Here is a 24,482-nt window from a genome sequence, read left to right as displayed (position 1 = left end):
GGTTCCTTTCACCGGCGGCGGACGCACTTCTCGTAGAAGCCGAGCAGCCGCTCGCCCGGGTCGTAGGCCTGCTTGAGCCGCCGGTAGGCGTCGCCGTTGTAGAGCCGCCAGAACTCGTCCTCGGTGTAGAAGCTGTCCGAGTAGAGCGACTTGTGCCCGCCGAGCCGGGTGACCTCGGCTTCGACCATCCGGTTGTGCACGCCGTCGCGCTCGCCGGGGTCCAGCGGCACGGCCGACCAGAACCCGAAGTTGACGTACAGCTCTTCGGGGTCCAGTTCGTACAGCGGCCAGCGGACGCCGCCGGGCCGCTGCCGCAGCGGGCAGATCCAGACCGGGCTGATCGGGATCTCCCGCTCGAAGAAGGCGAGGAACTCCGCGGCCCGGCCGAGCGGGACCTCGATGTCCTGCACGATCGTCTCCTCCGGCGGCAGCCGCCGCAGCTTCAGCAGCCGTTCGGCGATCCGGAACCGGCGGTCGAGCGCGACGACCTTCCAGTAGACCGACGACCGCAGCAGCCGGCGGCCGAGCAGCAGCCGCGGCAGCCGGTGCTGGACGCCGAACGCGCGCGAGCACCAGAACCAGTCGGTGTCCCAGCGCCAGAGGTAGTCCCGGACGGTGAGGTGGTCGGTCTCGCGCTGCTGGATCGACCGGTAGTAGATGTCCAGCCAGGTGTAGTCGCTGGTCGCGGGCGCGGTGTCGGTGAACTTCGCCAGGGTCAGGTAGAGCTCGGCGGGCCCGAAGACCGTGCCGTCGACGAAGTCGTGCTCGCCGCTGTCGCAGGCTTCGCGCAGGGCGGCGAAGTAGCTGTCCCGGTCGTGGTAGCGGACGTGCCGGAGCTCGACGAACGGCTTCACCGGCTCCAGGAGGATCTTCAGCCGCAGGGCGTAGCCGAGGGTCCCGTAGGAGTTGGGGAAGCCGTGGAACAGGTCGCGGTGCTCGTTGTCCGGCGTGGCGACGACGATCCGGCCGTCGCCGGTGAGCACCTCGAGCTCGAGCACCGACTCGTGCGGCATGCCGTTGCGGAAGGACGAGGACTCGATGCCGAGGCCGGTGACCGCGCCGCCGAGCGTGATGGTCTTCAGCTGCGGCACGACCAGCGGCATCAGGCCGTGCGGGAGGGTGGCGTCGACGAGCTGTTCGTAGGTGACCATCCCTTCGACGTCGGCGGTGCGGGTCACGGGGTCGACGCGCAGCACGTGGGTGAAGCCGGAGACGTCCAGCCCGGGGTGCTTCGCGGCGGCCCGGGAGCGGAACAGGTTGGAAGTCCGCTTCGCGAGCCGGACGGTCGCTTCACCGGCGATCGCGGTGAGCTGCCGTCTCAGAGCGTCGACGCGGGCTTCGTGCGCGGGGAACGGCGGGGCTTCCGGCACCCCGGCCTGATCGATGGTCACGAACCCGATCCTGCCTCACGCCGACGGCGGGCGCACTGCGCCACCGGGACGGGTTTTTCCGCCACCTCCCGGCTGGTGGGAACGGTTCAGGCGGCAGCGGGCAGCCGGGGGTCGCCGTCGAGCAGTCCGGCCGCCTCGGCCAGGAACGCGTCGGCCTGCCGCAGCCGGTCGGCGGTGCGCCGTTCGATCGCGGCCAGGCGCTCGGCGCGGCGCCGGGCGTACTCCGTCTCGCGGGCGGCCAGCACGCGGGCGTCCTCGACTTTTCGGGCCGCCGTTTCCTCCGCTTCGCGAACGATCGCCGCGGCTCGTTCCCTGGCCTCCGCGACGACACCGTCGGCTTCGGCGTGGGCCAGCTGGAGCAGGTGCCGCACGCGGTCCCCGACGGCGGCCGGGTCGGCGGGGGTCCGGCACAGGCGGTCGGTGCGGGCCCGCAACGCGGCGGTGTCGGACCGGGCCTGTTCGAGGCGCCGGGCCAGGTTCTCCGCTTCGGCGACCGCGGCGTCGCGGTCGGCCGTGAGCAGGCGGATCTCGGTGAGGAGCTCGTCGATCCGCGCGTCGACCTGCTCGCGGTCGTAGCCGCGGAACGTCAGCGCGAAGCTCTCCGGCAGGGGGAACGTCATGACCGGCGCAGCAGCGCGGCGAGTTCGCCGGCGTCGCCCGCGGTCCGGAGCGGCACCGGATCGGGCCGTCCCACGGTGTGGTCGTCTTCGTGCAGGGCTTCGACGAACCGGGCGACCCGGTCCGGCGGCGGGGCGACGGCCGGCCCGCCCAGGTAGCGCAGGACGATCAAGTCCTCGCCGGAGTGCGTCTCGATCGCTGCCGCCCAGCCGCGGACCTCGTCCCAGAGCAGGGCGACGTCGCGGTCGGGGTAGTGCGGCAGCCGGGTGTCGAGGGCGACGTAGGCGGAGATCGGGCGGTCGTGGTCGAGCGTGCACGACTCGAGGCCGATCCCGAGCTCGGCGGTTACGTCGCGGAGGTAGCCGAGCAGCGCGGAGACGACGGGGTGCGGGTAACCGGTCGGGAGTTCGATCGATGCGGTCACGGGCGGCGGGTCACCTTTCTCTTCGGTCCCCCCGATTCTGGCATGTCGTCGGATCGATGACAAGTGAGATGTCAGCGGGTGGACGACATCTCACGCCGGGTTCGCCGGGTTGAGCAGCGGAACCCGGGGGTACCCGATCGGGCGACGCGGAGGATCCCGCGCCGGGACGGGGAAAGCGAGGCGGCGTTGAGCATTCTGATCGACTTCGGGCGCGACACGGAGTTCTCGTTCGAGCGGCGGTTGCGCGGCTACGTGGGGGCGGTGGCCAAGGCGGTGGGGGTGGGACTGGAGTCGTGCACGCTCGACACGGGCACCCCGGCGGGCGCCTACATCGCGCTGGACTGGCGCCTGTCCCGGTTCCCCGGCCACGACCTGGCCCTGGTGTGGGACGAGGTCCACGGCTGGGCGGCGGCGATCGAAGACGGCACCGCGACGGTCCTGGCCCACCTGGGTGGCGAAGTCTTCCCGGAGCCCCGTGCGGTGGTCCGCTTCCTGGCGGCGGTCCGCGCGGACGACCCGGACGCGGGCACCCCGGAGGCACCGGTCCTCCGCGAGGCCGGCGACCACGAGCAGCTGCTGAAGCTGGTCCCGGAGGTGGCACCGCCCGGCCGCGGCTGGGCACACTGGGGTGCATGGGGGAACTGACGGCGGAGGCCGTGGTCGACCGCCAGGTGCCGGCGACCCCGCGGGTGTCACCGGACGGCCGGTGGGTGGTGTACGCGACCGCCCCCGAGGGGCGTACGGGCCGGCACCCGGTGAGCGGTCTGTGGCTCGCCCCGGCGGACGGCGGCGAGCCGCCCCGGGAGTTCGCCCCGAGCCCGGCGGAGGACCGGGAACCGCGGTGGTCGGCGGATTCCGGGTGGATCTGCTTCCTGTCCGACCGCGCGGAACGCGGGACGGCCCAGCTCTACCGGGCTCGCCGGGAGGGCGGCACACCGGAGCGGCTGACGGACTGGCGCGCGGCGATCAGCGACTACGCGCTGCTGCCGGACGGCGATGCGGTGGTGCTTGTGGCGCCTCGGGAGAGAGATGAGGCTGCCGATCCCCGGGTTCGGGTGGTCGGGCGTGCGGCGGGCAGCGCCGAAGCTCCCGCAGGCGGGCTGGGGCAGGGAAGCCTCGAGCCTCCCTCCGCCGGGCCGGAGGCAGGCAGCCCCGAAGCCCCCGCCGAACCCACCCCACCGCTGCACCCCACCTGGGACACCCAAGCCCGTCCCGACCGGCTCTGGCTCCTCGACCTGCCCACCCGCGCCGTCCGCCCCCTCGGCGACTTCGGCTCGCGGCACGTCGTCGAAGCCGTCGCCCGGCCCGATGGGGGCGCCCTCGCCGTGCTCACCTGGTCCGCCGCCGACCGGGAACCCGGGGTCTTCGAACCCGCCCTCCACCTCTTCGACCCCCGCACCGGCGCGCGGCAGGAGCTCGGTGTTCCGGCGCTGGAAGCCTCGTCGCTCACCTGGTGGCGCGACGAGACCGGCTGGCGCCTGGCCTACCTCGGCCTGACCCCGCCCGGCCTGATCGGCGGCGACGCGGTCTTCGACGCCGGTGACCACCGCAACCTCACCGCCGGGCTGCCCGTCTGCCCGCTCGAACTGGCCGGCGGCGGCCCGCTGCTCGCGCTCTTCGCCGAAGGGCTCGACACCACGATCCGGCGCCTCGATCCCGCCACCGGCGCCTTCGCCGAGCTCACCCGCGCCGCCGGCAGCCTCAACGGCCTGTCCGCGGGCGGCGGGACGGTCGCCGTCGTGGCGAGCACGGCGACCGAACCCGACACCGTCCACTGTGGACCACCCGGCGGCCCGCTCGCGCGCCTCGGCGAGCTGCCGCTGCGCGGGATCCGGTGGGGCGGCCAGGAACGCCTGGCCTACCGCGCCGAGGACGGCCTGGATCTCGACGGCCTCCTGGTCCTCCCGCCCGGCCGGACCCGCGCCGACGGGCCCTTCCCGCTGGTCACCCTGGTCCACGGCGGCCCGTACGACCGCTTCGCCGACCGGTTCCAGCTCGGCTGGTTCCGCTGCGGCCAGTGGCTGGCCGCGGGCGGGTTCGCGGTGTTCCTCCCGAATCCCCGCGGCAGCTCCGGCCACGGGCACGCCTTCGCGGCGAGCGTCGCCGGGGACGTCGGCGGCGCCGAATTCACCGACCTGCTCACCGGGATCGACCTCCTGGTGAAAGACGGCGTCGCCGACGAAGACCGGCTCGGGATCGCCGGCGGGAGCCACGGCGGGTTCATGGCCGCCTGGGCCGTCGCGCACACCGACCGGTTCAAGGCGGCCGTCGTCAGTGCGGGCGTCATCGACTGGCCGCTGCTCGCCGCGACCGGTGAGCACAGCCGGTTCGAGCTCGCCCTCGGCAGCCGGGAAACCAGCCCGATCACCCACGCGGACCGGATCGCGACCCCCGTCCTCATCGTGCACGGCGAGGACGACGCGAACGTCCCGCTGTCGCAGGCCGAGCTCCTGCACCACGCCCTCGGCGACCGGCCGCACGAGTTCGTCGTCTACCCCCGGGAGGGGCATTCGCTGCGCGAACGCGGCCACCAGCTCGACTTCCTGCGCCGGATGCGCGCCTGGTTCTCACACCTGCTCGCCTAGCTTGTACTCCGCCCCGCCGGTGAACGAGAACCCGTCGGCGCCGACGGTGACGTCGGCTTCGCGCGGCTCGGCCCGTTCGACGACCGGCTGCACCGCACCGTCCAGGTCCAGCACCCGGGACGCGTCGGTGTACCAGCTCGGCACCACCGGGTTGCCCCACCAGTCGCGGCGCTGGTTGTCGTGGACGTCCCAGGTGATCACCGGGTTGTCCGGGTCGCCGGTGTAGTAGTCGTGCGTGTAGATCTCGATGCGGTGCCCGTCCGGGTCGCGGACGTAGAGGTAGAACGCGTTCGACACGCCGTGGCGGCCCGGCCCGCGCTCGATCATCGCGGACTTCCGCAGCGCGCCGAGGTGGTCGCAGATGTGCAGGATCTGGTGCCGTTCGTGCGAGGCGAACGCGATGTGGTGCAGCCGCGGGCCGTCGCCGCCGGTCAGCGCCACGTCGTGGACCGTCGGCTTGCGGAACATCCACGCCGCGTACACCGTGCCCTCGTCGTCCTGGATGTCCTCCGAGACGCGGAAACCCAGGCCCTCGTAGTACTTCCGGGCCGCCGGGACGTCCGGGGTGTCCAGGTTGAAGTGGTCCAGCCGCGACAGGGCGCCGGCGCCGTGGACGTCGTAGCGCTGGGTGAAGCGCTCGACGTGCTCGGCCTCGTGGAAGAACTCGACCGGGAACCCGAGCGGGTCGAGCACGCGCACGGCCTCGCCGATGCCCCGGGTCGCGCCCGCCGCCCGCCGCTCGACCCGGCAGCCGAGCCCGGCGTAGTACGCCTCGGCCAGGTCCAGGTCGGCCGGCGTGCGCACCCGGTAGGCCAGCACGCCCAGCGCGGGCTCCGGGCCCTTCCGCAGCACCAGCGAGTGGTGCAGGTACTCCTCGAACGCCCGCAGGTACAACGCGGAAGCGTCCTCGTGGGTGACGACGAGCCCGAGCACGTCGACGTAGAACGCCCGCGACGCGGCCAGGTCGGTGACGACGAGTTCGGCGTACGCGCAGCGGATGACGTCCGGCGGGGTGGTGGTCATGCGGTTTCCTTCCCGGCGCCGAACCGGGCCGTGTGCACCGGCCCGAGCGAGACGTGGACGGCCTGCTGGTGGGTGTAGAAGTCGAGGGAGCGGTAGCCGCCTTCGTGGCCGAGGCCGGAGGCCTTGACCCCGCCGAACGGCGTCCGCAGGTCGCGGACGTTGTGCGAGTTCAGCCAGACCATCCCGGCTTCGACCGACTGCGCGAAGGTGTGTGCCCGCGTCAGATCGGACGTCCACAGGTACGCGGCCAGGCCGTACTTGACGTCGTTGGCCAGTGACAGGGCTTCGGCTTCGGTGTCGAACGGCGTCAGCGCGACGACCGGGCCGAAGATCTCCTCCTGGAAGATCCGCGCGGTCGGCGGCACGTCGGCGAACACCGTCGGCGCCACGTAGTTGCCACTGTCCGAACCGGACGGGCGACCGCCGCCCGCGAGCAGGCGGCCTTCCGTCTTGCCGAGCTCGACGTACCGCATGACCTTGGCGTAGTGCTCGGGGTGCACCAGCGCGCCGACCTCGGTGGCCGGGTCGTGCGGGTCGCCGACGACGATGTTCGCCGCCCGTTCGGCGTATCGCGCGCAGAACTCCTCGTAGATCGGCCGCTCGACGAGGATCCGGCTGCCCGCGGTGCAGCGTTCGCCGTTGAGCGAGAACACGCCGAAGAGGGTCGAGTCGAGGGCGGCGTCGAGGTCGGCGTCGGCGAAGACGATCGCCGGGGACTTGCCGCCGAGTTCCATCGACATGCCCTTGAGGTGGGCCGCGCAGTTGCGGTAGATCGTCTGCCCGGTCGTGGTCTCGCCGGTGAACGAGATCAGCGGCACGTCCGGGTGCTTGACCAGCGCGTCGCCCGCTTCCTCGCCGAAGCCGTTGACCAGGTTGAACACCCCGTCCGGCAGGCCCGCGCCGGCGAAGATCCCGGCCCACAGGCTCGCCGACAGCGGCGTGAACTCGGCCGGCTTGAGCACCACCGTGCAGCCCGAGGCCAGCGCGGGCGCGAGCTTCCAGCTCTCCAGCATGAACGGCGTGTTCCACGGCGTGATCAGCCCGGCGACGCCGACCGGCTTGCGGTGCACGTAGTTCACCTGCCTGCCAGGCACCTGGTAGGTGTCGTCGGCCTGGGCGACGACGAGGTCGGCGAAGAACCGGAAGTTTTCGGCCGCGCGCTGCGCCTGCCCGAGCGCCTGGGTGATCGGCAGGCCGGTGTCGAACGTCTCCAGTTCGGCGAGCCGCTTGTCCTGGGCTTCGACTGCGTCGGCGATCCGGTTGAGGATCCGCGCGCGGGCCCGGGGCAGCATCCGCGGCCACGGCCCTTCGGTGAACGCCGTCCGCGCCGCGGCGACCGCCCGGCCGACGTCCTCGGCCTGGCCGGCGGCCGCGGTCACGTACGGGGTGTTCGACACCGGGTCGAGCACGTCGAACGTCTTGCCGGAGACGCTGTCGACGAGCTCACCGCCGATGTAGTGCTTGAGCTCGCCCGGCAGTCCGTCCGGGACGTAGTGGGTCATGCCTTTCCTTCCACGGTGAAACCTTCGACGGGCGAGAGGTACTTCGCCCCCTCGGTCATGAGCTCGGTGATCCGGGCGACGCCGGACTCGGTCGGCGGGATCAGCGGCGGCCGGACGTGCCCGGACGCGATCAGCCCGCGCTGCTCCAGCACCCACTTCCCGGGTGCCGGGTTGGTCTCGACGAACAGCAGGTCGACCAGCGGGTGCAGGCCGTAGTGGAGTTCGCGGGCCCGTTCGTGGTCGCCGGACTGCCAGGCCGTGTACATCTCCGCGCACGCGGCCGGGGCGATGTTGGCCGTGGCGCTGACGAACCCGGCGCCGCCGAGGGCCAGCAGCGGCAGGCAGAGCAGCTCGATCCCGGACCACACCAGCAGTTCCCGGCCGCACAGGTGCAGCACGCGGGAGAAGTGCTCGAAGTCCTTCGTCGTCTCCTTGATCCCGACGAAGTTGTCGCACGAGCGGTACAGCCGCGCGACGGTCTCCGGCGCGAGGTCGACCGCGGTCCGGCTCGGCACGTTGTAGGCGACGATCGGCAGGTCCGGGAACTCCCGGCAGACCGTGCGGTACCAGACGAACAGGGCGTCCTGGGTGGGCCGCGCGTAGTACGGCGTGATGACCAGGGCCGCGTCGATCCCGGCGTCCCTGGCCAGTGCCGTCAGCTCCAGGGTCTCGTCGAGCTTCGCGGAGCCGGTGCCCGGGACGAACGGGACGCGGTCGCCGACCTCGGCGGCCACCGTCCGGATCGCCTCGGCGCGCTCGGCCACCGTCTGGGAGCCGGGTTCGCCGGTGGAGCCGCCGATCGAGATGCCGTGCGTGCCCGAGGCGAGCTGCCAGCGCACGAGGTTCTGCAGCCCGGCGTGGTCGACCGCGCCGTCGGCGGTGAACGGCGTCATCAGCGGCGCGATCGACCCGCGGACGGCCTGGGGGTCGGAGCGGAATCGCATGGGGTTTCCCTTCCTGCGTCAGTGGCGGCGGTAGGCGAGGTAGGCGTCCAGGGTGGCCAGCCGGTGGGCGCGGACGGCCTGTTCGACGTCGGCGGCGGGTGCGCCGCGGTCGAGCAGGCCGAGGATGGTTTCGTGCTCGGCGACCGACTCGCGGGCGCGGCCGGGCACGAAGCTGAACGTCGAGCTGCGCAGGCCGCTGAGCCGGTCCCAGCCGCGCCGGACCAGGTCCAGGACCTGCGGGTTCGGGCAGGCTTCGAACAGCACGGCGTGGAAGTCGCGGTTGAGCCCGGTGAACCGGGCCGGTTCGAAGTGCCCGAGGCAGCCGGCCAGTTCCGTGTTGAGCGCCCGCGCCCTGGCCAGCGTGCCGGACGTCAGCAGCGGCGCGGCGAGCGCGGCGGCGTAGCCCTCGACCAGGGCGAGGGTCTGCATCGTGTGCTGGTACTCGCTTTCGTCGACCATCGCGACCTGCGCGCCGACGTTGCGTTCGAAGGTCACCAGGCCCTCGGCCTCGAGCAGCCGGATCGCCTCGCGGACCGGCACCACGCTGACCCCGAGCTCCTGGGCGAGCTGGCCGAGGACCAGGCGGTAGCCGGGGGAGAAGGTGCCGTCGGCGATCCGGGCCTTGATCCACTGGTAGGCGATCCGCGACTTGCTCATCGCGGCGCCGTTCACCGTTTCGCGCGCCATGCGGCGAACCTCCCGCGCCAGTGCTCGTCCATCGGGTAGAGCCCTTCGACGCGCTCGCCGGCGGCGACCTGCTCGGCGATGAACGTCTCGTGCAGCTCCTGCTCGATCGCCGCCTCGACCACCTCTTCGACCAGGTCCGGCGGGATGACCAGGACCCCGTCGGCGTCCCCGGCGATGACGTCGCCCGGGCACACCGCCGCGCCGCCGCAGGCGATCGCGACGTCGACGTCCCAGGGCACGTGCCGCCGGCCGAGCACCGCCGGGTGCGGCCCGGCGTGGTAGGTCGGGATGTCCAAAGCGGATACCGCGGCCAGGTCGCGGACCCCGCCGTCGGTGACGATCCCGGCCGCGCCGCGCACCTGGGCCCGCAGCGCGAGGATGTCGCCGACCGTCCCGGTGCCGCGTTCGCCGCGGGCCTCCATGACGAGGACGTCGCCGGGGCCGAGTGCGTCGATCGCGCGCTTCTGCGCGTTGTAGCCGCCGCCGTGGGCCTTGAACAGGTCTTCGCGGTACGGCAGGTACCGCAGGGTCCGCGCGCGGCCGGTCAGCCGGGTGCCCGGCCGGGTCGAGGTCAGCCCGTCGATCGACACCGCGTTGTAGCCGCGCTTGCGCAGTTGCGCCGAAAGTGTTGCGGTGCCGACGGATTCGATCCGCTCCTTGAGGGCCGCGGTCAGCTCGAACCCCGGCTCGGCCGCCCCGTACGCGTCCGCGCGCTGCTGCTCGTCGACGCGGGGGAGGGCGCCGTACGGCCCGAACGGGACGGTCCCCTCGGCGATCGTGGTGACCAGGCGGCCGGTGGTGTGGCGGCCGCTGTCGACCTCCACCTCGACGACGTCGCCGGGGACGGCGACCGACGCGCCCGCGGGCGTGCCGGTCAGCACGACGTCACCGGGCTCGAGGGTGATCAGCTGTGAGAGGTCGGCGACCAGCCGCCCGAAGCCGAAGAGCAGGTCGCCGGTGGTGTCCTCCTGGACGAGTTCGCCGTTGAGCCAGGTCCGCAGCCGCAGCGCCGCCGGGTCGACGTCCGCCGCGGGCAGCACCGCCGGGCCGAGCGGGGTGAAGCCGTCGCCGCCCTTGGACCGCAGGTTGCTGCCCTTGTCGGCGTACCGGAGGTCGTAGACGCCGAAGTCGTTGGCCGCGGTGACCCCGGAGACGTGCGCCCAGCCGTCCTCCGGCGTGACGCGGCGGGCGGTGCGGCCGATGACCAGCGCGATCTCGCCTTCGAAGCCCAGCAGCTCGGTGCCCGCCGGGCGTTCGAGCACGGCGCCGCTCGCCGCCACCGACGTCGGCGGCTTGAGGAAGTACGACGGCTGCGCCGGCACCCGGCCGCGCTGGGCGGCGCGGGAGCGGTAGTTGAGGTGCAGCGCGATGATCTTGCCGGGTCGCGCGATGCTGGTCATCCGTGGTTCCTGCCTGCCGGTGCGGGAAGATATTTCAAATGATATACGATTTTCGGGGTGGGGGAACCCCCGGTCAGTCCCCGTAGTGCAGCCACACGGACTTGGTCTCGGTGTACGCGTCGAGCGCCCACGGACCCATCTCGCGGCCCCAGCCGGACGCCTTGTACCCGCCCCACGGCGCCGCCATGTCCGGGATCGGCGGCATGTTGACGAACACCGCACCGGCCCGGATGCCGTCGGCGTAGCGCTGGGCCGTGCGGATGTCCCGGGTCCACACCGTGGCGGCCAGGCCGTACTCGGTGTCGTTGGCGCGGGCCAGCGGTTCGTCGCCGTCGTCGTAGGCCGTCACGGCGAGCACCGGGCCGAAGATCTCCTCGCGCATGATCGCCATGTCGTCGCGGACGCCGGCGAACAGCGTCGGGGTGTAGAAGTAGCCGTCGCCGTCGACCGGGCGGCCGCCGGTGACCAGGTCGGCGCCCTGCTCGCGGCCGGTGCCGACCAGGAGGTCGACGTGTTCGCGGTGCTTGGCCGACACGAGCGGGCCGAGCTGCGTGGTCTCCTCGGTGCCGGGCCCGAGCCGGAGTCCTTCCAGGCCGCGGGCCAGCTTGTCGACGAACTCCTGTTCGCGCTTGCGGTCGACGTAGAAGCGCGTGTACGCGGCGCAGACCTGGCCGGTGTTGAGCGTCGCCCCGGCGAGGTTGCCCGCGACGGCGGCGTCGATGTCGGCGTCGGCCGCGATGATGCTCGGGGCCTTCCCGCCGAGTTCGAGGGTGAGCCGCTTGAGGTTCGACGCCGCGCTCGCCGCGGTGATCAGCTTCCCGACCGCGGTCGAGCCGGTGTAGGAGACGTGGTCGACGTCCGCGTGCTCGGTCAGCAGGGCGCCGACCGCGCCGTCGCCGGTGACGAGGTTGACCACGCCCGCCGGGATACCGGCCTCGTGGACCAGCTCGACCAGGCGGATGCTGGTCAGCGGCGTGACCTCGCTGGGCTTGATCACCACCGTGTTGCCGGTGGCCAGTGCCGGGGCGAGCTTCCAGGCGAGGATCATCAGCGGGAAGTTCCACGGCGTGATCAGCGCGTTCACCCCGACCGGCTCGCGGCGGGTGTAGTGCAGCGTGTCCGGGAAGGACACCGGGTTCGTGGTGCCCTGCAGCTTCGTCACCCAGCCGGCGAAGTAGCGGAAGTGCTCCGCCGCGCCGGTCACGCTCACCTGCCGGGACACCCCGATCGGCTGGCCCTGGTCCAGGGTTTCCAGCCGGGCCAGTTCCTCGTGGTGCTGCTCGACGAGGTCGGCCAGCCGGAACAGCAGCGCGGCGCGCCGGACCGGCGGCAGGCCGGCCCACTCCGGCGCGGAAAGCGCTCGCCGGGCGGCCGCCACCGCGGCGTCGACGTCGGCCCGCGAAGCCGTGCCGACCTCTTCGAGGACCCGGCCGGTGGCCGGGTCGCGGGTCGGGAGCGCGCCGCCGCCGGCTTCGGTCCACTGTCCGTCGATGCAGAGGCGTGTCGCCATCCCGGTGTCCTCCTCGGCCTGGGGTGAGCCGAGTATCGGGCGGCGGGGCGCCGCGGGTCTTGTCCGCTCCCGCACGCCCGTTGACCGACCGCGAAGGGATGCCGCGCGGCTCCGGGGACGCGCGTCACGCTGGAGCGCATGGACGTGATCGTGGTGGGCGCCGGCTCGGCCGGTTCGGTGGTGGCGCGGCGGCTGGTGGACGCGGGCGCGGCGGTGACGCTGCTGGAGGCCGGCGGTGAAGACGTCAATCCGGCGATCCACGACCCCTCGCGAGCCGGCGAGCTGTGGCACGGTCCGGAGGACTGGGACCTGTACACGGTCCCGCAGGAGCACGCGGCCGGACGGCGGCTGCACCTGCCTCGGGGCCGCGTGCTCGGCGGGTCGCACGCGCTCAACGCGATGATCTGGGTCCGCGGCGCCCCGGCCGACTACGACGGCTGGGGCCTGCCCGGCTGGACCTGGGCCGACGTCGAACCGGTGTTCGCGAGGATCGAGAAGGACCTCCTGGAGGTCGTCCCGAACGAGCCGCTGCACCCGGTCCAGCAGTCCATAGTGGACGCTTGTCGGGAGGTCGGCCTGCCGCTCAACCCGGACTACAACAGCGGAACCCTGGACGGGGTGTCCGTCGAGCAGATCACGCTGCGCGGCGGCCGTCGGTTCAACACGTGGCACGCCTACGGTTCGCCGGTGGCCTCCCGGATGACCGTCCACACGGGAGCGCTGGTGCACCGGCTGCGGTTCTCCGGCTCCCGCGTCACCGGTGTCGAGGTCGCCATCGACGGTGTGCGGCAGGAACTCCGGGCGGACCTGGTGGTGCTCGCGGCGGGCGCGCTGGCCTCGCCCGCGATCCTGCTCCGCAGCGGCGTCGGCCCGGCGGACGAGCTGCGCGAGCTCGGCCTCGACGTCGTCGCGGACCTGCCGGGTGTCGGGCGCAACCTGCACGACCACCTGCTCTCGCCGGTCATCTTCACGACTTCGCGGGAGGTGGCGCCGCCGGTGTCCGGGCGATCGGTGACGCAGGTGCACTGGTTCTGGCGCAGCCGCCCGGGCCTGGCGGTGCCGGACACGCAGCCGATCTGCTTCAGCGTCCCGATGTACGAGCCGTGGATGTCCGGGCCGCCGACCGGGTTCTCGCTGATGGCGGGCATGGTGACGCCGGAGAGCCGGGGCAGCCTGCGGCTGGCCCCGGACGGCTCGCCGCTGATCGACCTCGCCGCGCTTGCCGAACCCGCGGACTTCGAAAGCCTCCTGGCGTCGGTCGAGCAGTGCCTCGCGGTCGGTGCGGCCCCGGCGCTGGCGGGGGAGTGGGGCGCCCGGCGGCGGTACCCGGGCCCGGCGGACGACCTGCGCGAGTACGTCCGCCGGACGGCGATCACGTACCACCACCAGGTCGGCACCTGCCGGATGGGCACCGGCGCGGACGCGGTGGTCGACCCGCGGCTGGCGGTGCACGGCCTGGACGGCCTGGTCGTCGCGGACGCATCGGTGCTGCCCCGGGTGACGACGGGCAACACGAACGCGCCGGCGGTGCTGGTCGGCGAGCAGGCCGCACGGTTCCTCACCGGCTAAGGAGGTCGTGAGTGGTAAGGCGGGTTCTAACCCGCCTTACCACTCACGACCCCGCACCGAGCGAGACAGCCGGCGGTCAGCGCTCGAAGACGCGCCGCCCGGCGAACCACGTCTCGACGACCTGCGTCTCCGCCACCGCGGCCGTCCGGAAGGGATTGCGGTCCAGCACCACGAAGTCCGCCGACCGGCCCGGCGTCAGCGCGCCCGTCACGTCGTCCAGGCCGCACGCCCGCGCCCCGCCGAGGGTGAACACCTCGATCGCCTCGGCCAGGGTGATCGCCTGCTCCGGCCAGAGCGCGCCCGGCCGCCGCCCGTGCGGGTCCTCTCGCGTCACCAGGCCCGCGATGCCCTCCCAGGCGTTCGGCGACTCGCTCACCGGCCAGTCCGAGCCGCCCGCGACCAGTGCTCCGGTGTCCAGCAGCGTCCGGTTCGGCTGCATCCGCGACGCCCGTCCGGCCGGGAGCACCTCGGCGATCGCCTCCGGGATCACCCCCGGCACCCACAGGAACGGCGAGATGTCCGCCGCGACGCCCAGCGCGGCGAACCGCGGCAGGTCGTCGGGGTGCACGAACTGCCCGTGCGCCACCTGGAACCGCGTGTCGGCGAACCCCGCGGCGCGCACCTGCTCGACCGCGTCCAGGAACTGCCGCACCGAGGCGTCGCCCGTGCAGTGGACCTTGGCCGAGAACCCCGCCCTGGCCGCGGTGAGCAGCCACTCGGCCAGCTGGGCCGGCGGCATCGTCGTCGCGCCGTGGAAGCAGCCGCCGTGGGTCTCGTCGGGCAGGTACGGCTCCAGGAACGCCGCCGTGCGGGTCGGCGGGACGCCGTCGAGGAAGATCTTCACGAAGTCCGGGCGGTGGTGCTCGGTGCGGTACTCCCCGGCGACCGCCAGCAGCGGCGCCCCGACCGGGTCGAAGCCGAAGATCGGGTCGTTGACCAGCAGCGACGACACCACCCAGGCGTCGAGCTCGCCGTCGAGGTCCAGCGAGCGCAGCGCGCCCAGGATGTCCGTGGACACCCCGGCGTCCTGGAACGCCGTGACGCCGAAGCCGTGCAGGATCTCGATCGCCCGCCGGGACGCCTGCCGGTGCTGCTCCGCGGTCAGCCCGCCGGTCACGCGTTCGACGAGCACCCCGGCGGCCTCCAGGAGCAGGCCGCTGGGCTCGCCGCCGTCGCGGACGACGACCCCGCCGGGCGGGTCCGGTGTCGCCGCGGTGATCCCGGCCAGTTCCAGGGCCCGGCTGCTCACCCAGCGGTTGTGCCTGCTGTCGTCAGACAGCGACACGGGCCGTCCGCCCGCGGCGTCGTCGAGCGCGCGCCGGGCGGCCACGGTGGACAGCTTCGCGACCAAAGTGGACGCCCAGGCGCCGCCGGTGAGCCACTCGTCCGGTCCCAGCGACGCCGTCCGCGCGCGGACCGCGTCGAGGATGTCCTCGAAGCCCGCGTCCGCGCCGAAGGAGAGCTCGAACAGCTCGGTCCGCCCGGCCATCGCGTGGTGGTTGTGCACGTCCACCAGCCCCGGCATGACGAACGCGCCGCCGAGGTCGAGCACCTCGGCCTCCGGGCCGGCGACGTCGTCGACGACCTTCCCGCCCGCGACGGCCAGCGAAGCCGCCCACGGCCGCGCCGAGTCCATTGTGTACACGACGGCGTTGGTCAAGACCAGGTCGGCGGCCATGGTCAGCGCTCCGCCGGGTCGAACTCGGCGGGGTGGGCGGTCATGCTCAGCAGCTGCCCGTGCGCGCCGAAGGTGAAGTGCGCCGGCTGCTCACCGGTGGCGTCGAGTCCGAAGAGGACGCCGTGGGAGCGCAGGCGGCGGGCGTCGCGGTGGTCGGCGATCGTCACCGACGCGCACGGGATGACCTTCTCCCGCCAGGCGAAGAGGTGGATGCCCGGCCGGATCCGGTAGACGGTGTTCTCGTCGGTGTCGGCGAGCCCGCGCTCGGGCCCGGCCAGGCACTGCCAGGTGTACCAGTGCGGGCTGAGGTAGACGTGCTCGTAGGCGTGCTCGCGGCTGTACACCCACAGCACCCGGCGGCCGATCAGCGCGGTGCTGGGGGCCATCGGCTCGCCGCGGACCTCGAAGCCGCCGATCGTCGCGGGCCGGAACCGCTGGGTGACGCGCGGGGTGCCGTGGTCGCCGATCGTCGTGGTGACGACCAGCGCGCGGCCGTCCCGCAGGTCCAGGAACAGCGACACCGCCTCGCGCGCGTCCGGCGACGGGTGGTGCTGGACGTAGTAGAGGTCGTCGTCGACGAGGAACGTCTCGCCGGCCGCGATCTCCGCGTCGACGGCCCGGCCGGGGCCGCCGTCGTCGTCGTGCAGCACGAAGGAGCGGCCCTGCAGGTCGTCGACGACCGGCGCCTTGTTGGCGTCGAAGCCGGGGGCGAGGCCGTCGAGTGGCAGCCAGGTGGAGGTGTCGGAGAGCGTCATCGTGTCCTCAGGGGTGGCAGTGGTCGCCGGACGGGAGGTCGAGCGCGGGGTTGCGGTCGAGGAACCCGGCCGGCCGGAACAGGAACCCGGAGCGGTCGACCGGCATCACCGGCCAGTCCTCGGGGCGGGGGACGTGGGTGGGACCGAACACGTGCCACAGCACGAGGTCGGTGTCGACGAGGTCGCGGTCGGCGGCCGTCCACGCGGGCAGCCCGGCGCCGCCGGGGTGGGCGTTCGGCCGGTCGCCGGCCGGGAACCGCTCGTCCTCGCGGTACGGCGTCGCCCACAGGTGCTGCGTCGCGAAGGTGGCGCGGGCGTGCACGGTCGCCTCCGGCTGCGCCATCAGCGTCGCCGAGGGCCGCGGCACCAGCTGGTAGGCGGTCGGCTTGCCGAGCCGGTTGACCCGCGACGCGCTGCGGACCTCCCAGACGCGGGCGCGCGCCGGGTCGGCCCGGCGCATCGCCTCGCGTTCGGTCCGCAGCGGCGTGGTCTTCCAGGTGAACGCGTTGCCGTACGGGTTGCGGGGGCCGGTCGGCACGCCTTCGACGTCGACCTCATGCAGGCTGGTGCGGTCGCCGTCGACCTCGACGTCCAGCCGCGCGCAGAACAGGTGCTGGTGCACCGGCGCGAACAGGCCGGGCGCCAGCTCGGTGGCGTGCGGCTGGTCCTGCCCCGGTTCCCCGGCGCCGCAGAAGACGATGCCGGTGGCCTTCGCCTCGAACTCGATCGAGCCGTCGAGGTGGAAGTACCAGTAGTGGCCGTAGTCGTAGTTGCCGATGGTGGAGATCGAGGAGACGACCAGCCGCCGCGACCGCCGGACCTCGGGGTGCCCGCCGAGGTCGGTGTGCTTCCAGAGGATCCCGTCGTCCTCCTCGTGCAGGCAGATCGCGCGCGGGATCTCCACCGGCTCGCCGCGGTCGTCGGCCACCCAGGCCGGGAAGTAGCGGATTTCGCCGACGCAGTCGCAGCCCAGGCGCAGGTCGTTGCCGTTCTTGCCGAACTGGTACTCGCCGGCGTCGAAGTAGCTGATCCAGAACCGGCCGGGCGCGACGTCCCCGTACGGGACCACCATCTCCGGGACGGAGGCCCGGTACAGGACCGGCCGGTCCTGGAAGCTCATCTGGTGCAGCGTCAGCCCTTCGCGGGCGTTGAAGCCGACGCGCAGCCGCCAGCCCTCCCAGGTCACTTCGGAGCCGTCGACGGTGAAGCTCGGCCCGGCGGGCTGGGTGATCTCGACCGGCTTGAGCGTGGTCCGGGCCGGGACGCCGATGTAGCGGCCGCTTTCGGCGGGCACCGGAACGTCCCCCTCGTCCTCGACGCGCAGCACGCGCTGCTCGGTGAGGTTCAGGTGCACGACCAGGCCTTCGACCGGGTGGGCCCACGGGCTGTCGTCGGCGTCTTCGCGCAGGAAGGTCAGCGACCTGATGACGCGGCCGGTCTCGTCCTCGCGCCCGAAGTAGCCGGGCGCGAGCGGTGCGCAGAAGGCGTGCTCGATCCGGTCGGCGAGGCCGCGGCGGGTCATCGCGGCCTGCCACTCCGCGGACGCCTTCGTCAGCTGCTCGGCCTGCGCGTACTCCTCGAACAGGTACGACGGCTGACCGTCGGCCTCGGCCCAGTCGTCCCAGGACACCAGTTCGCCCTTGGTCACCGAGACGACGGCCTCGCCGGCGCGGCCGGTGGCGGTGTCGAGCAGCGTGTACCGGATCCGGCGGTCGCCGCCGCCCGCGCGCACCTCCTCCTTGGCGGGTTCGACCGGCAGGACCTGCGGGACGCGGATGGTCTCGCCGGCCAGCCCGGCCGCGGCGAGGATCGCGCGGCCGGTGGCCAGCTCGGCGGCGGTCAGCGGATCGAGGGGATGCGGCGTGCTCACCCTGATGAGTCTCGCCCCCCGTCGTCGCGCGCGGAATCGCCCGTGCGGGGCCGGACAACAACGCTGCGCTCGCGGCCAACCGCCCGGCGCCCGCCCGCGGTGAGGATGGGCGCATGCGAACCGAACTCGCCGGGAAAGCGGTGCTGGTGACCGGCGGCGCGTCCGGCATCGGCCTGGCCTGCGCCGAAGCGTTCCGCGCCGAGGGCGCGCGCGTCGGCGTCATCGACCGCCAGGACGGCCTTGGCGTCGTCCGGGCGGACGTCACCGACGAGCCCGCCCTGGCCGCCGCGGTGGACACCGTGGCCCGCCGCTTCGGCGGCCTCGACGCCGTGGTCGGCTGCGCCGGGATCTCCGGCCCGGTCGGCACGCCGATGTCCGCCACCACGGCCGCCGACGTCGCCCGGGTCCTTGCGGTCAACGTCACCGGGCAGTTCCTGCTGGTCAAGCACGCGCTGCCGTGGCTGGCCGACGGCGGCGCGGTGGTCCTGCTCGGCAGCGACTCGGCGTTCACCGCGGCGCCGGGGATGGTGCCGTACTGCGCGTCCAAGGGCGCGGTGGTCGCGATGACCCGCGCGCTGGCCGTCGAGGTGCCGGGCATCCGGGTCAACTGCGTCTGCCCGTCGGTGGTGGACACGCCGATGGCGCGCGCCGACCTCGGTGCCGTCCTGGACGACCCCGCGTTCCCGGTGCAGGCCGCCGGTGACGTGGCCCGGCAGGTTCTGTTCCTCGCGTCCCCGGCTTCGCGGCCGGTCAACGGCCAGGCCCTGCTGGCCGACTTCGGGATGTCGGCGCGTTCCGCGTTCCCCGCTTAGAAAGGATCCACAGTGGACTCATCAGGCAAGGTCGTCGCGATCACCGGCGGCGGCACCGGCATCGGCGCGGCGGTGGCCCGCCGCTACGCGGGCGAAGGCGCGCGCGTGGTCGTGCTGGGACGGCGTCGGGAGCCCCTCGAGAAGGTGGCCGCGGAAACCGGCGCGCACGTCATCACCGGCGACGCGAGCGTGCGGGAAGACGCCGAAGCCGCGGTCGCCGAGATCATCGGTGCCTACGGGCGGCTCGACGTCGTCGTGGCCAACGCCGGCGGCCACGGCCTGTCGTCGGTGGTCGACACCGGCGACGACGAGTGGGAGCTGGCCCTGCGCTCGAACCTCTCCAGCGCGTTCGTGTTCTGCCGGGCCGCACTGCCGTCGCTGGTCGAGACGGGCGGGCAGGTGGTCGTGGTGTCGTCGCTGGCCGGGCTGTTCGCCGGCCCGAACGTCGCCGGGTACACGGTCGCGAAGCACGCGCTCATCGGCCTGACCCGCTCGATCGCCCGCGACTTCGGGCCGCGGGGGGTGCGGGCGAACGCCGTGTGCCCGGGCTGGGTCCGCACCCCGATGGCGGACGGCGAAATGGACCAGTTCGCCGCCGCGTCGGGCTTCATCGGCGGCCACGACGAGGGCTACCGCCGCGTGACGGCCGAGGTCCCGCTGCGCCGCCCGGCCGAGCCCGAGGAGATCGCCGCGATCGTCCGGTTCCTGGGCTCGGCGGAGTCGTCGTACATCACCGGCGCGGTCATCGTCGCCGACGGCGGCGCCCACGCCGTGGACCTGCCGACCCTGGCCTTCGAGCGCGCGGGGATGTGACACCAGGGCTCGTGAGTGCGTAACAGTGTTCTAACACTGTTACGCACTCACGAGCCCAGGTAGGCGGAGTGCAGGGTGGCGGGGGAGTCGAGGAGGGTCTGCGCGTCACCGGTGTAGGTGACGCGGCCCGACGAGACGACCACCGCCTCCTGCGCGACGCCGAGCGCCAGGTGCGTGAACTGCTCGACCAGCAGGATCGCCGCCCCTTCCGCGGCGAACCGCGTGACGACCGGCAGCAGCCGGGTGAACACCACCGGGGCCAGGCCGAGGGACATCTCGTCGATGAGCAGGTACGCCGGGCGCGCGGCGAACGCGCGCGCCAGCACCACCATCTGCTGTTCGCCGCCCGACAGCAGGGCCGCGGGGGAGTCGCGCCGCTTCTCCAGCTCGGGGAACAGCGCGAGGACCTCGTCGACGGCCGCGGGCGTGCGGGCGGTCAGGCGGAGGTTCTCCAGCACCGTCAGCCCGGGGAACACCGCCCGGCCCTGTTCGATGTGGGCCAGCCCGAGCCGGGCCCGCGCCACCCGCGAGTGGCGCGTGACGTTCACCCCGCCGAGGTGCACGCTGCCCGCCGACGGCGGCACCACGCCCGACACCGCCTCCAGCAGGCTCGTCTTCCCGGCGCCGTTGGGCCCGACCAGCGCCGTGATCCGGCCCGGTTCGAGGACGAGGCCGACGTCGCGGACGACCGGGCCGGCCCCGCGCTTCACCGTCAGCCCGTGGACTCGCAACGCGTTCACAGCAGCTCCGTTTCACCCATGTACGCCTTCAGCACGGCCGGATCGGCCAGGACGTCCGCCTGCGGCCCGCTCGCCAGCACCCGGCCGAAGTCGAGCACCGTCAGCGTGTCGCAGACCGACCGGACGAGGTCGAGGTCGTGCTCGATGAGCAGCACCGAGACCCCGAACCGGGCCGGCACCTGCCGCAGCCGCCGCCCGAACGCCACGTGCTCCTCGTGCGGCAGCCCGGCCGCGGGTTCGTCGAGCAGCAGCACCCGCGGCTTCGCAAGCAGGTGACCGACCACTTCGACGAGCCGCCGCGCGCCCGCGTCGACCCGCGACAGCGGCGTCCGAGGCCCCGGGCAGCCGAAGAACGCCAGCGCGTCGGCGACTTCCCGGCCGGTGAGCCGCCGCCGGGCGACGAACCGCACGTAGGCGCCGACGGTGAGGCCGGGTGGGACGCGGTCCTGCTGGAACGTCCGCCGCAGCCCGCTGCGGGCGCGCCGGGTGGGCGAACCGGTGAGCGGCCGCCCGCCGAGGGTGGCGGTGCCGTCGGCCCGGGGGAGGAAGCCGCTGATCGCGTCGACCAAAGTGGACTTCCCGGCGCCGTTGGGCCCGATCACCCCGAGGATCCCGTGTTCCGGCACTACGATGTCCACATCGGACAGTGCGACGACGTGTCCGAAGGAGACACTCAGCCCGCGGACCTCGAGCACCGGGTCGCCGGGTGGCAGCGGTTCGACGTCGGCGATGCTGTCGGCCGGCCCGACCCCGGCGGTCCTGGCGGACCGGCGGCGGTACCAGAGGGCCCGCACGGCGGTGCCGAGGTTGCCGCGGCTGGTGAGGGCCTGGACACCGAGCACGCCGAAGACGACGAAACCCCAGTCCTGCGGCACGCCCCAGCGTTTGAGCAGCTCGGGCACGGCGACCCAGAGCAGCGCGCCGAACACGGCCATGTCGATCAGGTGCGCGCCGGACATGATGGCCAGCACGTACAGCGCGAGGGACTGGATCGCGGTGAAGCTGGCCGGGAAGGCGAGGCCGACCTGCCCGGTGAGCAGGCCGCCGCTGATGCCGCCGAGGGCCGCGCTGACCGCGAAGGCGGTGAGCTTCGAGGTCCGCACGCCCGCGCCGACCGCCGCGGTCCCGCGCTCGGAGAAGGCGACGAGGTGCCAGCTGCTGCCCCACCGCCCACGGCGCAGGAAATACACGGCCAGCGCGCAGGCCACCAGCACGAGCACGGCGAACAGGAAGTACGAGCGGTCGTCGGAGAACGCGTCCGGCCGCTCGACGGAGAGACCTTCGGTGGCGCCGGGGAACTGGATCTGCACGAGCGTGAGGTCGGCGGCCGCGGCGAGCCCGAGGGTGACGACGGCGAGGGTGATCCCGCGCAGCCGCAGCGCGGGCAGCCCGACGAGCACCCCGGCCGCGGCGGCGGCCAGGCCCCCGAGCAGCAGCCAGGTGACGAACCCGCCGGGGACACCGGCGACGTTGCACGCGGAGACGACGAACGCTCCGACCGCGGCGAAGGTGAGCTGGCAGAGCGAGATCATCCCGGCGGTCCCGGTGACGACGCCGAGCCCGAGCAGCGCGATGGCGGCGACGACGGCACTGACCCCGAGGTAGACGAAGTACCCGGCGAGCCCGACGCTGAGCGCATAGCCGATGCCGACGGCGGCGGCCGCGACGAGGAGAGGCAGGCTCGCCCGCGCGAGACGGTTTTCAGCGAGCCGCATCCCACACCTCCTTGCGCTGCGTCCACAGCAGCAACACCACGATCACCAGGAACGGGAGGAAGTACCGCAGCACCGACAGCCGGTCGGACTGCGCGACCGCGCCCTGGGCCATCCCGAGCACCAGCCCGCCCGCCACGGCCAGGTCCAGTCGCCGGAAGCCGCCCAGCAGGGCCGCCGCCGCGGCCGGGACCACCAGCATCGCCAGGGACGTCGGGTCGTTCGACTGCGAGGGCGCCACGATCGACACGGCGAGGGTGGCGATCACCCCGGTCGCCGTCCACACCCCGACCGACAGCGGGCGGGCGGGGATGCCCAGCAGCTCCGCCGTCGTCGGGCGTTCCGACAACGCCCGCAGGCGCACGCCCAGCAGGGTCCGGGCCAGCACCACCCGGCAGCCCAGCGCGACCAGCACCGCCAGCACCACCGTGAGCACCGTGACCTGGCTGACCACCACGCCACCGACGGTGAACGCCGGGCCGGCCAGCAGCGGGCGGAACGGCTGCGGCTTGTTCCCGAACAGGATGAACGCCAGCGAAATCAGCAGCAGGAGCACCGCGACGGTCGCCGCCGAGCGCGTCCCGGTGTCCGCCTCGGCCAGCCACGTCGAGACGATCCAGCCCAGGACCGCGCTCAGCGCGCCGCCGAGCAGGATCCCCGCCAGTGTCGCCAGCCACGACGGCACGCCGAGGTGGACGGCGAGGAAGACGGCGACGTAGCAGCCGAACATCCCGGTCGCGGACTGGGCGAAGTTGACCACCCGCACCAGCCGCGACATCAGGGTCAGGCACACCGCGAGCACCGCGTAGAGCCCGCCGGCGGCGAGACCGGCCAGAGCGCCCTGCAGCATGAACGTCCTCCTACTGCTTCGGGATCCGGAGCCAGTCCTGCGCCACCAGTTCCCACTTGCCGGCGCCGGTCGCGAGCTTGATCGGCCAGCCCGCGGTGTTGTCGTGGTGCGCCTGCGCGGGCCCGAACACGTACGGCGTGCCGACCATCGGATCGCTGATCGGCTTCATCTCGCGCAGCGCCTTCGACACCGTCTCGCGCGTGATGTCGCCCTTCATCCCGCGAAGGACGGCGAGGAAGTACTTCGCGGCCAGGTAGCCGCCCTGGCTGAACGACGTCAGCGGGATCTTGTGCTGCGTCATCAGGTCCCGCCACTCCTTGTTGGCCGGGGCGGCGGCGTCGGTGAACGGGTAGAACTCGGCCGGCACGTACACGCCGGCGCCCGCGTTGGAGATCGCCTTGGCGTAGTTCTCGCTGTAGACACTGGTCAGCAGCAGCCATGTGACGTCGGTCCAGCCCTGCGCCTGCGCGGCCTTGAGCTGCCCGATCGAGTCCGGCTCCACCGGGTTGACGGTGATCGCCTTGCAGCCGGCCGCGCGCGCCTTGACGATGTAGGGCGTGTAGTCCGACCCTCCATAGGGGACGGTCGAGTCGACGTACTTCAGCTTCTTGCCGGTGATCTTCGTCCACTCGCCGATGGCCGCCTGGTACGCCGGGAGCGTGTTGCCGGCGATCTCCAGCAGCGCGCAGATGTCGTCCTGCTTCAGCACTTCCGAGCCGTAGAGCAGGGTCAGCGTCATGTCGTGGAACGGCCCGACGTTGACCGGCGCGATGTTCGGGCTGGAGAAGCACGCCGGGTCGACGCCGATGCCCGGCATCGAAAGGATCTTCTGCTGCTCGTAGTACTTCTCGTTGATCTCGCACTCGATGAGGCTCGACGAGCCGACGAGCGCGACGGCCTGGTCGCCGCCGACCACCTCGCGGGCGGCCGCCGCGGCCGCGGCCGGGTCGCCCTTGTCGTCGATGGCCTTGTACTCGATCCGGCGGCCGTTGACGCCGCCGGCCGCGTTGGCCGCGTCGAAGACGGCCTTCGCCGCCTGGGACGCCTCCGGGAAGGTGGCCGCGCCGGACAGCGCGTTCACCGACCCGACCACGATCGGGCCGTTCGAGCCGGCGTCGGAACCGGCGCAGCCCGCGGTGGCCAGGAGGACGGCGGTCGCGAGCGCGGGCAGGACTTTTCTCATTGCTGCTCCCGGAGGGCGGCCACGACGGGCGCGGAGTCGACGATCTGCTCGAAGGACGCGACCTCGCCGCCTTCGAAGCGCCACAGGTGCGCGACGCGGGCGGTGAACGACCGGCCGGTGCCGCGGTGCGTGCCGGTGTAGGTGCCGACGCCGATCACCGTGCCGCCGGCGTCCAGCAGGTCGCCGAGGGTGAAGCGGTAGCCGTCCCAGTCCCGGCCGATGGCCTCGAACACGTGCTCGCGCACCTCGTCGGGACCGGTGTACGTGCCGGCGTAGGGGAACCCGGCCGCCTCCGTCCACGTCGTCTTCGGGCCGAGCGGGGCGAGCATGCCGGGCAGGTCGCCCCGGTCGCTGGCGGCGTAGTGCGCGCGGATGACGTCCACATTGGACGCACGGGGCACAGTGGGCACGAGGGA

At 73.2% G+C, this 24,482-nt stretch carries 22 protein-coding genes; 5 read left to right on the top strand and 17 right to left on the bottom strand.

The genetic code is table 11. The annotated features are described in order from the left end of the window. Positions 1-8: 8 nt before the first annotated feature. The 3 genes from OO60_RS03675 to OO60_RS03665 all read right to left on the bottom strand — a co-directional run bounded on the left by OO60_RS03675 (position 9) and on the right by OO60_RS03665 (position 2,433). On the bottom strand, positions 9-1,391 hold the full coding sequence (locus OO60_RS03675) for an FAD-binding oxidoreductase (RefSeq protein ID WP_004558412.1): 1,383 nt from the start codon (positions 1,389-1,391) through the stop codon (positions 9-11). An 86-nt stretch (positions 1,392-1,477) separates the two neighbouring features. Continuing rightward, positions 1,478-2,011, bottom strand: coding sequence for a hypothetical protein (locus OO60_RS03670; protein ID WP_004558411.1), 534 nt, complete (start codon positions 2,009-2,011; stop codon positions 1,478-1,480). Beyond that, the gene (locus tag OO60_RS03665; protein ID WP_004558410.1) at positions 2,008-2,433 is read right to left on the bottom strand and encodes a DUF6292 family protein; all 426 of its coding nucleotides are present in this window, start codon (positions 2,431-2,433) and stop codon (positions 2,008-2,010) included. The genes OO60_RS03670 and OO60_RS03665 overlap by 4 nt, the downstream gene beginning before the upstream one ends. Positions 2,434-2,619: 186 nt before the next feature. Between OO60_RS03665 and OO60_RS03660 the strand changes: the two genes are divergently transcribed. Both OO60_RS03660 and OO60_RS03655 read left to right on the top strand, forming a co-directional pair. Continuing rightward, positions 2,620-3,078 (top strand): DUF6292 family protein, encoded by a 459-nt coding sequence (locus OO60_RS03660; RefSeq protein ID WP_004558409.1) that lies wholly within the window; start codon positions 2,620-2,622, stop codon positions 3,076-3,078. Beyond that, positions 3,066-5,018, top strand: coding sequence for a S9 family peptidase (locus OO60_RS03655; RefSeq protein ID WP_004558408.1), 1,953 nt, complete (start codon positions 3,066-3,068; stop codon positions 5,016-5,018). The genes OO60_RS03660 and OO60_RS03655 overlap by 13 nt, the downstream gene beginning before the upstream one ends. Here the strand turns inward: OO60_RS03655 and hpaD are convergent. The 6 genes from hpaD to OO60_RS03625 all read right to left on the bottom strand — a co-directional run bounded on the left by hpaD (position 5,001) and on the right by OO60_RS03625 (position 12,084). Next, positions 5,001-6,041, bottom strand: a complete 1,041-nt coding sequence (hpaD, locus tag OO60_RS03650; protein WP_004558407.1) for a 3,4-dihydroxyphenylacetate 2,3-dioxygenase — start codon at positions 6,039-6,041, stop codon at positions 5,001-5,003. The genes OO60_RS03655 and hpaD overlap by 18 nt on opposite strands. Continuing rightward, positions 6,038-7,543, bottom strand: coding sequence for a 5-carboxymethyl-2-hydroxymuconate semialdehyde dehydrogenase (gene hpaE, locus OO60_RS03645; RefSeq protein WP_004558406.1), 1,506 nt, complete (start codon positions 7,541-7,543; stop codon positions 6,038-6,040). The genes hpaD and hpaE overlap by 4 nt, the downstream gene beginning before the upstream one ends. Beyond that, the gene (gene dapA, locus OO60_RS03640; RefSeq protein WP_004558405.1) at positions 7,540-8,487 is read right to left on the bottom strand and encodes a 4-hydroxy-tetrahydrodipicolinate synthase; all 948 of its coding nucleotides are present in this window, start codon (positions 8,485-8,487) and stop codon (positions 7,540-7,542) included. The genes hpaE and dapA overlap by 4 nt, the downstream gene beginning before the upstream one ends. 18 nt (positions 8,488-8,505) lie before the next feature. Then, on the bottom strand, positions 8,506-9,174 hold the full coding sequence (locus OO60_RS03635) for a GntR family transcriptional regulator (protein ID WP_004558404.1): 669 nt from the start codon (positions 9,172-9,174) through the stop codon (positions 8,506-8,508). Further along, positions 9,156-10,574: a fumarylacetoacetate hydrolase family protein gene (locus OO60_RS03630; RefSeq protein WP_004558403.1), complete on the bottom strand. Its 1,419-nt coding sequence runs from the start codon at positions 10,572-10,574 to the stop codon at positions 9,156-9,158. Before OO60_RS03630 ends, OO60_RS03635 begins: the two co-directional genes overlap by 19 nt. A gap of 73 nt (positions 10,575-10,647) precedes the next feature. Next, entirely contained in the window at positions 10,648-12,084 is a 1,437-nt protein-coding gene (locus OO60_RS03625) for an aldehyde dehydrogenase family protein (RefSeq protein WP_033260757.1), read from the bottom strand. A 138-nt stretch (positions 12,085-12,222) separates the two neighbouring features. On the opposite strand from OO60_RS03625, the gene OO60_RS03620 reads away from it, so the two are divergent. Continuing rightward, the gene (locus tag OO60_RS03620) at positions 12,223-13,653 is read left to right on the top strand and encodes a GMC family oxidoreductase (RefSeq protein WP_004562821.1); all 1,431 of its coding nucleotides are present in this window, start codon (positions 12,223-12,225) and stop codon (positions 13,651-13,653) included. A 76-nt stretch (positions 13,654-13,729) separates the two neighbouring features. On the opposite strand, the gene OO60_RS03615 is transcribed toward OO60_RS03620, so the two are convergent. Genes OO60_RS03615 through OO60_RS03605 form a run of 3 tightly spaced genes read right to left on the bottom strand, consistent with a single transcriptional unit; the run spans position 13,730 to position 17,956 of the window. Next, the gene (locus OO60_RS03615) at positions 13,730-15,331 is read right to left on the bottom strand and encodes an amidohydrolase (protein ID WP_004562822.1); all 1,602 of its coding nucleotides are present in this window, start codon (positions 15,329-15,331) and stop codon (positions 13,730-13,732) included. Positions 15,332-15,333: 2 nt separating this feature from the next. After that, positions 15,334-16,086 (bottom strand): MoaF C-terminal domain-containing protein, encoded by a 753-nt coding sequence (locus OO60_RS03610; RefSeq protein ID WP_004562823.1) that lies wholly within the window; start codon positions 16,084-16,086, stop codon positions 15,334-15,336. Positions 16,087-16,093: 7 nt separating this feature from the next. Continuing rightward, a complete protein-coding gene (locus OO60_RS03605; protein WP_004562824.1) occupies positions 16,094-17,956 on the bottom strand; it encodes a primary-amine oxidase in 1,863 nt (620 codons plus the stop codon). Positions 17,957-18,069: 113 nt separating this feature from the next. Here OO60_RS03605 and OO60_RS03600 point away from each other — a divergent pair, with 113 nt between their 5' ends. Continuing rightward, entirely contained in the window at positions 18,070-18,768 is a 699-nt protein-coding gene (locus tag OO60_RS03600; RefSeq protein ID WP_004562825.1) for an SDR family NAD(P)-dependent oxidoreductase, read from the top strand. 12 nt (positions 18,769-18,780) lie between these two features. After that, complete coding sequence (locus tag OO60_RS03595) at positions 18,781-19,581, top strand: SDR family NAD(P)-dependent oxidoreductase (protein WP_004562826.1); 801 nt, start codon at positions 18,781-18,783, stop codon at positions 19,579-19,581. A 47-nt stretch (positions 19,582-19,628) separates the two neighbouring features. On the opposite strand, the gene OO60_RS03590 is transcribed toward OO60_RS03595, so the two are convergent. From OO60_RS03590 to OO60_RS03570, 5 genes are read right to left on the bottom strand one after another with little or no spacing between them, the layout of a single operon-like run. Further along, a complete protein-coding gene (locus OO60_RS03590; protein WP_004562827.1) occupies positions 19,629-20,321 on the bottom strand; it encodes an ABC transporter ATP-binding protein in 693 nt (230 codons plus the stop codon). Beyond that, entirely contained in the window at positions 20,318-22,036 is a 1,719-nt protein-coding gene (locus tag OO60_RS03585) for a branched-chain amino acid ABC transporter ATP-binding protein/permease (protein ID WP_004562828.1), read from the bottom strand. Before OO60_RS03585 ends, OO60_RS03590 begins: the two co-directional genes overlap by 4 nt. Beyond that, the gene (locus OO60_RS03580; RefSeq protein ID WP_004562829.1) at positions 22,023-22,883 is read right to left on the bottom strand and encodes a branched-chain amino acid ABC transporter permease; all 861 of its coding nucleotides are present in this window, start codon (positions 22,881-22,883) and stop codon (positions 22,023-22,025) included. Before OO60_RS03580 ends, OO60_RS03585 begins: the two co-directional genes overlap by 14 nt. A 10-nt stretch (positions 22,884-22,893) precedes the next feature. Beyond that, the gene (locus OO60_RS03575; RefSeq protein WP_004562830.1) at positions 22,894-24,066 is read right to left on the bottom strand and encodes an ABC transporter substrate-binding protein; all 1,173 of its coding nucleotides are present in this window, start codon (positions 24,064-24,066) and stop codon (positions 22,894-22,896) included. Beyond that, positions 24,063-24,476 carry a nuclear transport factor 2 family protein gene (locus OO60_RS03570; protein ID WP_276204643.1) on the bottom strand — a complete coding sequence of 138 codons (414 nt, stop codon included), beginning with the start codon at positions 24,474-24,476 and terminating at the stop codon, positions 24,063-24,065. Before OO60_RS03570 ends, OO60_RS03575 begins: the two co-directional genes overlap by 4 nt. Positions 24,477-24,482: the final 6 nt, after the last annotated feature.

The organism is Amycolatopsis vancoresmycina (genome assembly GCF_000716785.1).
GTDB classification, from domain to species: domain Bacteria; phylum Actinomycetota; class Actinomycetes; order Mycobacteriales; family Pseudonocardiaceae; genus Amycolatopsis; species Amycolatopsis vancoresmycina.
Note: the sequence above shows the minus strand (reverse complement) of the source record. Positions and strands in the feature narration are given on the sequence as shown.